The sequence below is a fragment of the Kolteria novifilia genome, assembly GCA_007748055.1.
In the GTDB taxonomy this organism is placed as follows: domain Bacteria; phylum Planctomycetota; class Planctomycetia; order Kolteriales; family Kolteriaceae; genus Kolteria; species Kolteria novifilia.
In genome coordinates this window covers 6,995,436-7,009,697 of sequence record CP036279.1, presented here as the reverse complement: position 1 = coordinate 7,009,697, position 14,262 = coordinate 6,995,436, and the positions used below count along the sequence as shown (strand labels likewise).

10 protein-coding genes are annotated in these 14,262 nt (G+C 62.8%); 4 read left to right on the top strand and 6 right to left on the bottom strand.

Features of this window, described 5'->3' with window-relative positions:
• Positions 1 to 15 precede the first annotated feature (15 nt).
• Complete coding sequence (locus tag Pan216_RS25700; RefSeq protein ID WP_145262734.1) at positions 16 to 2,613, top strand: DNA internalization-related competence protein ComEC/Rec2; 2,598 nt, start codon at positions 16 to 18, stop codon at positions 2,611 to 2,613.
• Here Pan216_RS25700 and Pan216_RS25695 read toward each other — a convergent pair.
• Both Pan216_RS25695 and Pan216_RS25690 read right to left on the bottom strand, forming a co-directional pair.
• On the bottom strand, positions 2,567 to 4,123 hold the full coding sequence (locus Pan216_RS25695; RefSeq protein ID WP_145262732.1) for a FliI/YscN family ATPase: 1,557 nt from the start codon (positions 4,121 to 4,123) through the stop codon (positions 2,567 to 2,569). The two genes, Pan216_RS25700 and Pan216_RS25695, sit on opposite strands and share 47 nt — an antisense overlap.
• 466 nt (positions 4,124 to 4,589) lie before the next feature.
• On the bottom strand, positions 4,590 to 5,282 hold the full coding sequence (locus Pan216_RS25690) for a zinc metallopeptidase (RefSeq protein WP_145262730.1): 693 nt from the start codon (positions 5,280 to 5,282) through the stop codon (positions 4,590 to 4,592).
• Between the two features lie 215 nt (positions 5,283 to 5,497).
• Between Pan216_RS25690 and Pan216_RS25685 the strand changes: the two genes are divergently transcribed.
• Together Pan216_RS25685 and Pan216_RS25680 are read left to right on the top strand one after the other, a co-directional pair.
• Complete coding sequence (locus Pan216_RS25685) at positions 5,498 to 7,813, top strand: serine/threonine-protein kinase (RefSeq protein ID WP_419193001.1); 2,316 nt, start codon at positions 5,498 to 5,500, stop codon at positions 7,811 to 7,813.
• Positions 7,814 to 7,859: 46 nt separating this feature from the next.
• Complete coding sequence (locus Pan216_RS25680) at positions 7,860 to 8,942, top strand: type II secretion system F family protein (protein WP_419193000.1); 1,083 nt, start codon at positions 7,860 to 7,862, stop codon at positions 8,940 to 8,942.
• Between the two features lie 317 nt (positions 8,943 to 9,259).
• Here Pan216_RS25680 and Pan216_RS25675 read toward each other — a convergent pair whose 3' ends face one another.
• The 4 genes from Pan216_RS25675 to Pan216_RS25660 form a co-directional block, all read right to left on the bottom strand.
• Positions 9,260 to 9,721, bottom strand: coding sequence for a universal stress protein (locus Pan216_RS25675; protein ID WP_145262724.1), 462 nt, complete (start codon positions 9,719 to 9,721; stop codon positions 9,260 to 9,262).
• Between the two features lie 131 nt (positions 9,722 to 9,852).
• Positions 9,853 to 10,788 carry an alpha/beta hydrolase gene (locus tag Pan216_RS25670; RefSeq protein WP_145262722.1) on the bottom strand — a complete coding sequence of 312 codons (936 nt, stop codon included), beginning with the start codon at positions 10,786 to 10,788 and terminating at the stop codon, positions 9,853 to 9,855.
• Positions 10,789 to 10,920: 132 nt separating this feature from the next.
• Positions 10,921 to 12,048: a carboxylate-amine ligase gene (locus tag Pan216_RS25665; RefSeq protein ID WP_145262720.1), complete on the bottom strand. Its 1,128-nt coding sequence runs from the start codon at positions 12,046 to 12,048 to the stop codon at positions 10,921 to 10,923.
• The gene (locus Pan216_RS25660) at positions 12,045 to 13,274 is read right to left on the bottom strand and encodes a M20 metallopeptidase family protein (protein WP_419192999.1); all 1,230 of its coding nucleotides are present in this window, start codon (positions 13,272 to 13,274) and stop codon (positions 12,045 to 12,047) included. Before Pan216_RS25660 ends, Pan216_RS25665 begins: the two co-directional genes overlap by 4 nt.
• Before the next feature lie 292 nt (positions 13,275 to 13,566).
• Here Pan216_RS25660 and Pan216_RS25655 point away from each other — a divergent pair, with 292 nt between their 5' ends.
• Positions 13,567 to 14,256 carry a class I SAM-dependent methyltransferase gene (locus Pan216_RS25655; RefSeq protein WP_145262718.1) on the top strand — a complete coding sequence of 230 codons (690 nt, stop codon included), beginning with the start codon at positions 13,567 to 13,569 and terminating at the stop codon, positions 14,254 to 14,256.
• The last annotated feature ends 6 nt before the right edge of the window (positions 14,257 to 14,262 follow it).

Genomic DNA, 14,262 nt, shown 5'->3' with positions numbered 1-14,262 from the left:
CGCGAGTGCGGCCCCGTGAAGAGTTTGCCCTTGGTCACCTCCGTCGGCGCGACTTCCGATCGTCAAGCTCCGGCGACGGACTCGGAGCGACCTGTCGTCGAACAGGCTGCGCCCGAGGCCCTGCGCCCACTTGGTCATCCCCCTGGGGACCCGCTCGTCAAGTACGCCCTCGCCGTGATGGCGGGAATCGTCGCCGATCAACTCCTTCAGCCTACGGGCGACGTTTGGCTCCTCGTCGTCGCCGCGTCGTTGTCGCTCGCCTTGGTTTCGTTTCGATCGCGTTCGTGGATAGGGACGTTGCCCCTGCTCCTCGCGGCGCTCGCCGCCGCCGGCGATTGGAACGGGCTCTCCACTCGGACGTTCTCCCCGGACGACATCGGTCGTCTCACGCGCGCGACGGGTCGGCTTACTCGCGTTCGAGGTCGGCTACGCGATCCACCCAGGCGAATCGTGACCGGCGCGGGCCATCTGCTCCTCCCTCGCTACCGGAGCGAACGATCACGATTCTCCATTGATTTGGAAGGAGTCCGCGACGGTTCCTCCTGGACGGAGTCGACAGGCCGGCTAGTCGTCTTCATGGATGGCGTTCCCGCCGCCAACGTGGGAGAGACGGTCGATCTCGTCGGCTGGCTCTCTCCCACCCATCGCCCACGAAACCGCGGCAATTCGTCGTTGCCGCTCGATCCACGGGTAAGAGGGGTTCTTAGCGTCGAGTCGACGCGACGAACCTCAAGCCTTTCTCCAGAACCGACGCTGCTCGGATCGATTCGGCAATCGGCACGTCAGCTCTTGGAACGCTCGCTGCGGCCAGCGAACGTGGCGCTCGCGGAAGCTCTCTTGCTTGGCGAGAAGCACTCCCTGTCCGAGGACGAACGCGCCGCCTACCGTCAGACCGGAACGATGCACTTGCTGGTCGTCTCCGGGCTGCACGTCGGCATGCTGGTCGCTTTGCTCTGGTTCGTCGCCAACGTCGTCGGTTGTTCTCTAGGAGGACGGTCGATCCTGGTGGCGTTGCTGTTGGTGCTCTACGCGGTATTGACGGGAGCTCACGCGCCGGTGATTCGGGCGGTCGTCGTGGTGGGGATCGTGCTCGTTGGGTTCCTTCTGGGACGCAAACCACGTTCGCTCAACAGTCTCGCGGCAGCGGCGATCGCGCTATTGATCCTCGACCCGACCAATCTCTTTCGACCCGGCCCGCAGCTCTCCTTTGTCGCGGTCCTCTCGATCCTGCTCTTTTCGGGAACGTGGCGGATCTCGTTCGAGGGGACCAAACGGGAGGTCGTTCCGACGGCGACGTGGACCAAGGTCCTGACCAAGTCAGCGGAGGTGGTCGCCACGACGGCGCTGGTCTCGCTCGTCGTTTGGATCCTCGCCGCGCCTCTGGTCGTCCACCACTTCCATCTCTGGGCGCTGGCCGCGGTCCCTTTGTCAGTGCTTCTCCTTCCGCTCGTGGGGATCGTGCTCGCGCTTGGTTTCGGGCTCTTCGCCTTGCATCCGGTGAGTCCGCTCCTGGCTCTTCCGCTGGCGTGGGGACTCGATGTGGTTCTCGGTCTCATGGCATGGGTGGTCGAGCTCGTCGCGCGGTGGGTTCCTCCCGTCAAGGGGTTGCCATCGCCCTCGGGATGGTGGGTCGCGGGATACTACCTGGTCCTCTTTCTGCCTTGGTGCCTCCGTTGCTCCGCGCGGATGCGGCTAGTGGCCGCGGGGATGGTTGGTCTCTGGCTCGGGTTGGGGGCGATCCTCGTCGGGAGTCGAACGGCGCCAGCCTCATTCGTCGTTTACCAAGTCGCGGTTGGTCACGGCAACTGCGCCCTGTTGCGGTTCTCGTCCGGGGAGACGGTGCTCTATGACGTCGGCAGCATGTCCGGGCCCGCGACGATCGACCGAGAGCTGACACCCTTTCTCTGGGCTTCGGGTGTGACGAGTCTCGACGGGGTCTTCCTGTCGCACGCCGACCTTGATCACTTCAATGGGCTATTGAGGCTCAACGAACGGATACACATTGGCTGCGTCTACATCACTCCCGGATTCGCCCAGTCCGACGAAGAAGCCGCCAGCCACGTGCTGGGCGAGTTGGTCGAACGCGGTGTCGAGCTGAAGTTCATCTGGAAGGGCGATCGCTTTCGTTGCGGGAACGGTCGCTTCAATGTCGTTTGGCCCGATCCTCGCGTCGTGTCCGAAAGTGACAACAGTGGCAGCTTGGTCCTCGAAGTGGTCGCTGACGGCGTGCGTGTGCTCCTTCCGGGCGATCTCGATGGGGACGGGCTCTCGGCTGTCCAATCATCGCTCCCGGGGCCGTACGACGTCCTGCTGGCTCCCCATCATGGGGGCCGGTCGAGCAATCCCGCATCGCTGGCGGCGCGACTTCGCCCGCGCGTCGTCCTTGTGAGCGATGCTAGACGGCATCGGCTGCGCGATCCCATGGATGTTTACCGCGAGGTCGGTTCCCTCGTGTTGCGTACGAGCGAGGAGGGGATGATCACCTGCCGGGCCGGACCGGGAGCGTTGGACATTTCGACCTTCGCGACGAGCAGGCGCCTTCGGGTGAAGATTCACGTCTCCGGGATCAACCCAAAGGACCCGGACGCCCCGGCTGACCGGGACCGGAAATGAGCCGACTGCCCGTTGGCGGTTGGGGAGCGGGGCGTCCTCCCGGCGGTCCTCCCCCTTGAGGCCGAGCTGCCTGTTGGCCCTGGACCCGCGCGGCGCCGGCCTGTTGCCGACCAGCCTGTTGGGCGCCGGCCTGTTGCCGGCCAGCCTGTTGGGCGCCGGCCTGTTGCCGGCCAGCTTGTTGAACGCCGGGAGATGGTTGTCGCTTGAGGCTCTCTTGGATCAAGAGACGGAGCATGCGTCGGGACTCCTCGAACGACGTGTGCTCCTTCATCAGTTGCCGAAGGAACTTGTTGATCGGTTCCCGCATGCGGATCGCGGTGTCGATGTCGGGGTTCGATCCGGGGGCGTAGGCGCCCACTGAGATGAGGTCTTCGTTCTCTCTGTAGGTCGAGATGAGCCGCTTGAGTGCCATCGCGTCATTGAGGTGATCGTCGGCCACCACGTCGGGCATCGAACGACTGATGCTCTCCAGGACATCGATCGCCGGAAAGTGTGCTTGGGCGGCGAGACGCCGGTTGAGCCAGACGTGGCCATCGAGAATCCCGCGAACAGTGTCGGAGACGATCTCGTTCATGTCGTCGGCTTCGACCAAGACGGTGTAGAGTGCGGTGATGCTTCCGGTCGGCCCCATGCCCGCCCGTTCGAGGAGTCTGGGCATTAGGGCGAAGAGGGAGGGCGGATATCCCTTGGTCGTTGGTGGCTCGCCGGCGCTAAGGCCGATCTCGCGCTGCGCCATCGCCAACCTGGTCAGGGAGTCCATCATCAAAAGGACGTTGAGGCCCTGATCGCGAAAGTATTCGGCGACCGCGGTCGCGGTGAAGGCGGCTTTCACGCGGACGAGAGCGGGTTCATCACTGGTCGCGGTGACGACGACGCTCCGGGCGAGTCCCTCCGGTCCGAGGTCTTTCTCGATGAACTCGCGGACTTCGCGGCCCCGTTCACCGATGAGGGCCAAGACGATCACGTCGGCCTGGGCGTAGCGGGCGATCATGCCGAGCGTGACGCTCTTGCCGACGCCCGTGCCGGCGAAGATGCCGAGTCGCTGTCCCTTGGCGCATGTGAGTAGCGAGTCGATGGCGCGGATGCCGGTCGGCATCGGTTCGTCGATCCGTTGCCGCAGCATGGGATCGGGAGGATTGCCGTAGATCTCGGCGCGGAACGGGAGCGAGACGGCGGGGCCACTGTCGATCGGCCGCGCGAGTCCATCGAAGACCCGGCCGCGCATGGAGGGGCCGACGTGAATGGTCGGGGTGGTGCTGACGAGCTTGACGACATCGCCGCGGCGGACGCCACGCGGGTCGCCGTAACCGATGAGCAAGGTCGCGTCGTCCCGGAATCCGACGACTTCCGCGTCGAGGGGCGGGCCGCTTTGGCGGCTGATCCGGCACTGGGCTCCCAGCGGAACGGGGAAACCCTGAGCGGCCATCGTCAGGCCGATCACGCTCGAGATCGTCCCGCTGATATCGAAGGGGATGATCCGTGCCAGCGTTTCTTCTGGATCGAGTGCCATGGTGAACCCGCGTTGCTCCCGTGATGGTCGAGTCGCCTGGCCAAGAATCGCAGACAACCGAGAACGAGGGAAGAGCAGGTTTCCTCGTCATCGGCGGTCGGAGGAGGAACATCGGCCACCTGTCACCGAACCAATGTCCATTGGTCTGGAGCCCTCGTCGCCGATGTCACTCTCGTGCTCCCATTCCAACTTGCCGTTTGTTTCGTTCTGGCTCGACCCGATTCGCGTCGCCTGAGAGGCGTCAGCGGTGCTCTAGGCTTCGGACAGAGCCCCAGGGGGCACTGGGAGACGTGGCACACAGAGGTCTCGGGCCCTAATCGTCTGCGACTCCTGCAAGTCGAAGGCGTGTCCCGCATGCCCATGGCAAGCGTGGGCATGGCACCCGGAATCTCTTGGAACTGAACCTACCTATCAGATCTCTAGTCGTTCCTGTTGTGACACTTGGCGAACGGAGCGTTTTCGCTCGTCATTCATCGCTACCTCGCAACAGTCCCGACCGGAACAGCCAGTATAGCACCGTCAACAACGTCGACACCACGGCGGCGACGTAGGTCCAGGCCGCGGCGTTGAGCACTGCCGACACCCCTTGACGCTCGTCGACGTCGATGATGCCCGCCTCGACAATGAGCTTTTTTGCCCGGTTACTCGCGTCGAACTCGACCGGAAGCGTGACGACTTGAAACAAGAGCACCATCGAGAAGAGCCCGATCCCGACCACGAAGATCGGCATGGAACTGAGCAGTAGCCCCAGGATCATGACGCCGTAGCCGATCGATGACCCGATCCCGGCGGTCGGGACCAGGAGCGAACGCAAGTGCAGCGGCGCGTAGTGGCGCGCGTGCTGGATCGCGTGTCCCGCTTCGTGACAGGCAACGCCAACCGCGGCGATGGAGCGCTGGCCGTAGACCGGCTCGGATAGGGCGAGCCGTTTGTTGACCGGGTCGTAGTGGTCGGTCATGTGGCCGCGATGGGGAACGATTTGAACGTCGGTGATGCCGGCTCGATTCAAAAGAATCGCGGCGGCTTGGGCTCCGGTGTAGCCCCGACGGGTCGGGACACGCGAATAGTGGGCGAACGCTGAACGTACCCTCGAGCTAGCCCACAGCGAGAGGGCGAGCCCTGGAAGCAGAAACAGTAAATAGACGGGATCGAAGAACACCCGAGATTTCCTCCATGGGACAAATGGTTTTCGATGAATTGTACGCAGTCCTCGGGGCTGAGGAGGGAGGGAATGGGCGCGTCGGGAGCGGCTTTCGTTCGTGCATCTCCTTTCCTACGGCCGGCTAACTTGGCAAGATGACGTCGCGGAGGCGCGGTGACGGAGACTGTTGGTCACCACGCGACGGGGCGAGGATGGTTGGGAACGAGGGTTCGATGTCGACGAACGACGCGAAGAGGACGGAGACTCGACGCCGTCGCTTGGAGATTCTCGCGACCCTGATCGAAGCGGCCGCCTCCGAAGAGCGCAGCTCCGGACGCGCTGAGTTCGCCGAACGGCTCGACGCGATTCGTGAAATGATCGTGACCCACGTCGAGGTCTACTTTTCCTCGGAGGAGAGGCGTGACGATCCCACCGACGAGTTCACAACGCCAGAGACTGAGCGGGTCGTCGCATCGCCCCAAGATCGACGGGATGGACTCTTCGCGACCCCTCCCACGCTGCCGAGTCGCTACCGAGCCCTCAACCTCCTGGGCAAGGGAGGTCTGGGGGAAGTCTGGGAAGTCCACGATGTGAAGATGAATCGGCGCGTCGCCCTCAAACGGCTTCGCGATTCCCGTGGACACAATGATGCTCGCGACCGATTTCTCCGGGAAGCGGTGGTGACCGGGCAGCTGGAGCATCCCTCAATTGTCGCGGTGCATGAACTCGCCAACGTCGACGATCCCTTCTACACGATGTCGATCCTCCGCGGCGAGTCGCTCGAGCAAGCGATCAAGGCCTATCACAAACGCCGTCGCGGCGGCGAGGATCACGAAAGCGATCGCCAACGACTCGTCGATGTCTTCGCCCGCGCTTGTGAAGCGGTCGCATGCGCTCACTGCCGAGGGATCATTCACCGCGATTTGAAGCCGTCGAACATCATGCTCGGCGAACACGGCGAAGTCTCGGTCGTCGACTGGGGACTGGCGAAACGACTCGAACCCGACCCCAAGGAGGTCGCTTGGGAGCAAGCCAACGCGCCCAAGCCCTCTTCGCTGGTCGATTCCAATCTGGGACTGTCGCTCTCGGACGAGAACCCCTCGAACACTGAACCCGGATCGGTCCTTGGCACGCCGGCGTACCTCTCGCCGGAGCAGGCACGCGGTGATCACGACGCCATCACCACCTCGGCGGACATTTTCTGTCTGGGGGGGATTCTGTTCGCGATCTTGACCGGCCATCCTCCCCACCTGCTTTGCGTTGGTGAAAGCAAGAAGGAGTTTCTCGTGCGGGTGGCCGAGGGGGAGATTCGCCGTCCGCGCGAGATCAATGTCCACGTCTCTCCCGCGCTGGAAGCGATCGCCCTCAAGGCGATGCGGCGCGAGCCCGAGGATCGCTACCGTCGCGTCGAGGAGATGCTTGCCGATTTGCGGAGTTGGCAAGCTTGTGAGCCGATTTCGGTCTTTCGGGAGAGCATGCCGCAGCGTCTGGCGCGCTGGATCGCGCGGCGGCGCTTGTTGGCCCTCGCCGCGGCTTTCGGATTGATCGCGTCGCTGATCGTCGCCACGACGTTGATCGTCGGTTCCATCATGGAGTCGACGGAGCGAACGCGGGAGATCTCCCGCAATCTCCAACTAATGGCCGGTCGCGTCGAAGCGGACCTTGAGTTCCGTTTGAATGAGATGCGCAATCTCACGGTCCTGTTGGCGGAGATGCCGAGTTCCCATCGCCGACTGGCCAAGGATCACGACCAGTCCCTCGAAATCGAGTTGGCCGACCTCTTCATCGACTTCATGCGCCAGCAGCCCCGCTGCATGCAGATGATGCTCCTCGACTCACACCAGGAGACGGTTTTGCGCGTGGTTCGGCCTGACCTCAAACACATGCCCGTGGTGGAGAAGGATGGGAAACTCTCCGCGCTGGCGTCGTCGGCGGCGAGGGAGGCGCAGCAACTCGCGGTCGGCGGTCTCTACACCAGTTTGACCCAGCTTGGAACCCACGACACGCAAGCCAAGGACCTCAGCGGAGTCTCCTACTTCTCCTCGCCCGTCTACGCCCTCCATCAGAAACAACCGCTGGGGACAGTGGTGCTCGGGTGGGACTTGGCGCTCGACGAGTCGAGCATCCCCAAGGGCATCGCCGTCACGGAGGATGGGATCTCCCTGACTCTCGCGAGCCCGACCGGTCTTTACGTTGTCGGGGTCGATCACGCTGACGGGGAGAGCAGGGTGCAAGCGGGACTGGTCACCAGCGTCTATCCGGAGTTGGCGCCGCTGTTCAACCATCACCAAGGCCCCAACTCTCTGGAGATCACGACGAAGAGTTCCGCGCCGAGAGTCATCTTCGCGAGAAAGTTCTACTACAACCCCAACGAACCGTCGCGCTACGTGGTGCTGATCATCTCTCATCCACTCGACCAGATGCTCTCCAACCAACGTTGGATGATTGGTTCCCTTGCCGTCATCATTGGGGGCATCATTCTGGTCGTGGTTGGGATCGCAATCGCGATCACCCGTGCCCTCCTGCAGTTGGCTCAGCGGCGTTCGTAGGCATCCCGTCGCGTTCGGTGCCCACGATGATGGAAAGGTGGATCGTGTGGAAGATGACTCGGAAGGTCGCTCGCTATGGGGGGAACTGAGCCGACGGCGAATCGCGACCAAGTCGCTGGCACGCTGGTGCCGGATGCTGGCGGGCTACCTCTCCGCGGGCAAACGGCTCACCGACGCGATGGAGATTCTGGCCAAGCGCGGCCCGTCGGACTCCCGTGGCTTTAGCGACTATCTCGCCCGTCGGCTTCGTTCAGGGGACAGCCTCACCAAGGCGATACGCAAGGCGGACCAGTCGGTGCCGCCCATCTTTCTCGCGATGACCGAAGTCGCGGCCAAGACCGGTCGACTGCCCGAGGTGCTGAAGGAACTCGAACGCTATTTTCAGCTTCAGCTAAGCATGCGCCGGCGCTTCCTGAGCCGGATCATCTGGCCGGTCCTGCAACTCCTTTCAGCGATCTTCATCATCGCGGTCCTAATCCTGATCCTGGGGATCATCGCCGAGATGCAGAACGCGCAAGCGATCGACATCGTCGGGCTGGGCCTTCAAGGCCCTAGTGGCGCGGCGATCTGGCTCGCCCTCTGTTTCGGATCCGCGGCCATCGGTTACGGAACCTTTTGGTATCTGCGCCGCATGCTTGGGCAGGCCAACCGGATCGATCGACTGCTGCTAAAAATCCCGGTGCTCGGCCCCTGCTTTCGCACCTTGGCGCTGGCCCGGCTCTGCCTCAGCATGAACATGACGATGGATAGCAGCATGCCCGCGCACCAGGCGATGCGCCTGAGTCTCGTCTCGACCGAGAACGGCGCCTATCGCTCGCTCGCCGACCGGGTCGCTCAGGAAATTCGCAACGGGCAAACGATCTCCGTCTCGATCGCCAAATACGACGTCTTCCCTGAGGATTTCCTCGATATCCTCGAAAGTGCCGAGGAGAGCGGCGAGGTTCCCGAAGCGATGTTGCGGCTCGGACGTCAATACGACGAACAAGCCGAGCACCAGATGGCTCTGGTGACGATGGTGGCTGGATGGGGCGTCTGGGCGGGGGTCGCCCTGCTGATCATCTACTTTGTCGTCCGCATCTTCATCGTTTGTTACTGGCAGCCGCTGCAACAGGCTCTTGAGGAGTTCTAAGTGACCACGAGGATGAGGCGAGGCGGGAGAACTAGGCGGAAAAGGGGGTCACGACCGCGTCGCCTTGGAGTCGTGTCGGGCGATCCAAAGGCCACCGACAACGAGGGCGACAATCACCGCGATGAAAGCGGCGGTGGCAACGTAATTCACGAAATCGTCCATGGGGAATCCAAACTACTAATTGACCATCTGCGGGCAGGCCGAATCGTTTGGCCCACCCTCACTACCACCATCCTAGGCGCGTCCTTGGAAGACCGATCGGGCGATCGACAAAAATGGCGCGCTTCTCGGAAGAACAGCTTGTTAGTACGGAGAATTCACTCGCTCTGGTCCGAATTGTGAGCGTTGGGGGGAATAATCAGTACCGGAACGCTCGCTTTGCGGAGGACTCCTTCGGCCGTGCTCCCGACCATCAAGTCATAGAGGGCACCGTGACCGTGCGACGCCATGATGATGAGGGTCGCATGCAGCGATTCGGCCTTGCTCAGGATCTTGTCGACCGTCTTACCTTGAATAAGAAGCGCGGTCGCCTTGACCCCGTTCTCTTCGAAGCGTTGAGCCAGTTCGACGATCTGACGGTGTTCGGCGAGAATGTCCTCGGCCCGCCAGTGACGAACGTCGTTGAGTCCCGCTTCGTAGGCCGCCGAAAGTGTTGATTCCGACGGCGCGACGTGCAACAAGAAGACCTCGCCATCGACCAATCGCGCGGCTTGAATCGCTGCGTTGACCACGGCTTGGGTCGTCAAGGAAAAGTCGATTGGGACGAGAATTCTGTTCACGTTGGACCTCCAGGTCGTGACCCTCTCCGGTCGCGCCCGCGATACCGGTTCTAGTCAACTACGGCGCCGCGTCCAGACGAGAGCCGCCGACGACGGGATCGCCTCCCCCGCCGCCACGCGGTCGATCGGCCTCAGATCCTTGCGATCTCCTCGCCCATGAGCCGAATGACTTGCCCCGATTCTTCCGGAAATTTCTCCGGCCAACCGAAGAAGGCGTGAGGAAGCCCGTTCACTCGGAGCAGCTTCGTCGGAACTCCGGCTTCCGCGAGACGAGCCGCGTAGCGTTCTCCCTCGTCCCGGAGCGGGTCGCACTCGGCCGTCACCACCAACGCGGGTGGTAGCCCCGATAGGTCGGCTCGGCGCAGCGGCGCCACGTAGTCCTCATTGCGTCGCGACCTCTCGGGGACGTACTGATCCCAAAACCAGATCATGTCGGCGCGGGTCAAGACGTGGTCCGTGGCGAATTCGCGGTAGGATGGCGTGTCGAAGTCGTGGTCGGTGACGGGATAGATCATGGTCTGATGAGTGATCGCCGGCCCGCCGCGATCCTTCGCCATTAGGCAGACCACCGTGGCCAGATTCCCGCCGGCACTGTCGCCCGCGACCGCCAGCTTGGGAGTTGGGGACTCGATGCCCAACTCCTTACGCTGCCCGGCCAAGTAGGCCGTCGCCGCGTAGCAGTCTTCCGCCGCTCCTGGATAAGGTGTCTCCGGCGCCAGCCGGTAGTCGATCGAGGCGACGACGAGGCCGGTCGTCAAGGCGAGCCGGCAACAGTTGGCGTCGTAGCTGTCGAGTTCACCGAGGACCCAACCACCCCCGTGGTAGTAGACGAGCAGTCCATCACTCGGGCCCGAGGGGGGAAAGTAGAGCCTTCCCCGAATCGAACCCTCCCCTCCCGGCAGCTCCCAATCGCGTCGCTTGACCGCTGGATCGGGCCGGGAGCGGAAGTTCTTGGTCGCTTCGCTCGCGTTGCGCCGCGCCTCGACGGCGGTCGACTCGCAGATCGCCGGAAGATCCTTGCTCATCAGCTCGTCGACAACCGCTCGGGCATTCGAGTTTAGCGGCATGGCGTCACGACTCCATGAAGAGTAGCAGTGGGTGGGACCGGAGAGGGCGCGAAGTCCGTGCGGGAGATCGTACAAAGCGGAACGGCCATTCGCCCGACGAATCGAACGGAGATTCCCCGCTGGGTGAAACGATCACGAGGTTGCATTGGCGTGGGGATTGTTGCCGGTCAACTCGCGAACGACTTGCAGGGAGTCGTTGGTGCGCTTGTAGATCTCGATCTGCCGGTCGGCCCCAGTCGGACGTTCCGCCATCACCAGGACGTGTTCCAAGTAGCCGACGCAATCGAGGTGCTCGGCGGCGGGCATCAAGATTTCGACGAGACGGCGGACCACTTCACGCGCGGGGAGGCACTCGGCAGTCTGCGGGTCGACCAGTTGCGCGTCCATTCCGAAGCGTCCCGCCCGCCACTTGTTCTGACGGACGATCATCGGATGGCCGTCGTGCTGAAAAGTGCCCGCGTTGATGGCTTCGGAGAGGGAATGGACCAGGCACTGCGTGAGCGCCGTCAGGCCGAGCACGTCTTCCAGGGAGGGAGGCATGTCGCAGATCCGGACCTCGACGGTTCCGAAGACATGATGGGGCCGGACATCCCACCAGATCTCGCGGTTGGAGTTGATGAATCCGGTCTGGATCAAGTGGTTGATCAGCCAGACATATTCGCTCCAGTTGCGCATCAGCGGCGGCAGCCCCGCCGTCGGGAGGTTCTCCATCACCTTGCTGCGTTGAGACCGAAGTCCGGTGAGTCGCCCGTGCCAGAATGGGCTGTTGGAAGAGAGTGCCAAGAGTGTCGGCAGGTGTCTCATGATCCGGTCGCAGATCATCACCGCCTTGTCACCCGAGTCGACGCCGACGTGAACGTGCAGGCCGAACGTCACTAGCCTCCGCGCGGTGTCTTGAAGCAGATCGACGAGGCCGAGGTAGCGATCATCCGGAGTGATTTTCTGTTCGTGCCAGTGGGAGAAAGGATGTGTCGCGGCCCAAAGGAGCAGCACGTTCGCGTCGCGAGCCGACTGCTCGACGAGCTTGATCTTACGACTGAGGTCTCCCTCGACGTCGGCGACGGTGCGACAGACATCCGAGTTGATCTCGAGGTAGCACTGCATCAGTTCCGGTTTGATCTTGCCTTCCAGCTCCGGAGGCAATCGTTCGAGAATGTCGTCGATCGCGCTGCGAAGGGCCATCGACGTCGCGTCGACCAACTGCAGTTCGACCTCGACGCCCACCGTCGGGTAGTCATTGCTGCTAAAGGACAACGTCATGGTGTAGCTCCTCGGGCGTCCTGATGGGCGAGCGTCACCACGGCGCGAGCCAGCAATTTGGCTCCGAGGGCCAGCGCCCGTTCGTCGATGTCAAAGCGTGGTGAGTGAAGTGGCTCGGCGCGATGGCGACCGTCGGCGACTCCCAGGCGCATCAGGCATCCGGGGACCTCTCGCAAGTAGGCCGAAAAATCTTCGCCGCCCATGCTCGGTTGGGGAATATGCTCGGCCGCGCCCGGACCCAACAGGTCGACGATCACTTCCTCGCATTGATCGGTGAGGTCGGGATCGTTGACCACCGCGTCGGGCCCCATGGGAAAGTCGACGTCGATGCCGGCTCCGCTCGCCTCGGAGAGCCCACGACAGATCGCGAGGATCTGGTTCTTGATTCGCTCGGTCGTTTCGCGCTGCGTCGTCCGAATGGTGCCGGCGAGGCGGACGCGTTCGGGAATCACGTTGGGGTTCTTACCCCCTTCAATCATGCCGAAGGTCACCACGACCGGTTCCCGTGAGTCGTTGCGGCGTGGCACGGTCTGATAGATGAGGCTCAGGAGTTGGCTGGCGACGACGATTGGATCGATCGAATCGTGAGGCCTGGCGGCATGTCCCCCCTTGCCCCAGATCTCGATCTCGACCCCGCAACACTGGGCCGTGAGCGCCCCGCGGCGAATACCGACTCGACCCACTTGGAACGTCGGGTCGACGTGAAGGGCGAGGATCTTTCCAACGCTGTCGACCGCGCCCGAGGCCACCATCTCGTTGGCGCCAAGGGCGGTTTCCTCGGCCGGCTGAAAGATGGCTCGCCACGGCAGTGGTCGATCCAAGCCGCGCGAGAGGGCGTTGAGCGCCAGCGTCGCGCCGAGGACCATGGTGCTGTGGGCGTCGTGACCGCACGCATGCATGACGCCGTCATGGCGGGAACGGTAAGGAACAGACTTTTCGTCGATGATCGAAAGGGCGTCGGTGTCGGCTCGGATCGCGATCAGCGGCTCGTTCGAGGCACCAAGCTGGCCGGCGATGATTCCCCGTTCGCTCTCGACGACACGATGGTCGATGCCGTGCTCACGCAACTGGTGGGCGATGTAGAGCGTCGTTTGGAATTCGCCCCCACTCGGTTCGGGATGCATGTGAAGGTAGCGGCGAACTTCGCGAAGGAGGTCGAGATGCTGTTCCACCTCCCGGTCAATCGTCTCGATCTCGGCGTCGAGGCCTCCAAGCGTCTTTCCCAACGGATCCCTTTCTCGCAACAGCTACGCTTGTTCGTTTGGTGCAGTGGCAGCCAACACCCGAGACCCAGGAACTTGCCCGGCACTCGTCGCACTTCCTTTTGTTCATGCTAGCTCATCGGACCACCGTCTGAAAGTCGTGATCAGCTTCGGCCGGTGGCGAACTGGACACCCGGTACCTCAAGACCGACAACAGCGACACAGGCTGCATCGCGGGGCGGCGAAAACTCTCATAGAACGGCGAAAGAGGTTCGACTCGACGTCACCTTCGCCCTCCAAAGGATACCGATTCACCATGGACAACGAACAGATCATGCCGCGTGTCCCCGAACGGGAAGTTATGGACATGGAAGGGCAGGCCGAGGCTTATGCCAGCGCCGATCTGGAACAGCCGAACAGTGCTTTCGTCGGGCGTTTCCTCGAGCTAGCCGAGTCCGGCCTGCCGTCGGAGTCTCCCTTCGCGACGGTCATCGATTTGGGGTGTGGCCCCGCCGATATCCCGATTCGGCTTGCGAGGAAGTGTCCTCACTGGCGGTTTCTGGCCGTCGACGCGTCGGCTTCGATGTTGCGATTCGCCCAGTCCGCGATCGAACGAGAGCAACTCACTGACCGAGTTCGCCTTCACCTAGCCGATATCACCGAAACGCACTTGGCGACCCAGAGCGCCGATGCCATCATCAGCAACACGCTCCTCCACCACCTCCCCGATCCATTGCCGTTTTGGAATGAGATCAAGCGGCTGAGAGGGGTGGCGACGCTCGTCTTCGTGAAGGATCTGTTTCGCCCGCCGAACGAGGAGGTTGTTCGCGCTCTGGTTGATCAGCATGCCGCCGGCGGGCCGAAGCAATTTCAGGACGACTTTTACAATTCGCTGCTCGCGGCGTTTACTCCCGAAGAGGTTCGCCAGCAGCTCGATGCCGTCGGGCTCGGCGACTTGAAGGTTCGAATCGTCTCCGACCGCCATCTGGAAGTCTGTTCTCGGTGAGCGCCG

Excerpts from the sequence above, each read along its gene's own strand:
- Pan216_RS25695 (WP_145262732.1), bottom strand. The coding sequence starts at position 4,123 with ATGGCACTCGATCCAGAAGAAACGCTGGCACGGATCATCCCCTTCGAT.
- Pan216_RS25685 (WP_419193001.1), top strand. The coding sequence starts at position 5,498 with ATGTCGACGAACGACGCGAAGAGGACGGAGACTCGACGCCGTCGCTTG.
- Pan216_RS25670 (WP_145262722.1), bottom strand. The coding sequence starts at position 10,788 with ATGCCGCTAAACTCGAATGCCCGAGCGGTTGTCGACGAGCTGATGAGC.
- Pan216_RS25665 (WP_145262720.1), bottom strand. The coding sequence starts at position 12,048 with ATGACGTTGTCCTTTAGCAGCAATGACTACCCGACGGTGGGCGTCGAG.
- Pan216_RS25655 (WP_145262718.1), top strand. The coding sequence starts at position 13,567 with ATGGACAACGAACAGATCATGCCGCGTGTCCCCGAACGGGAAGTTATG.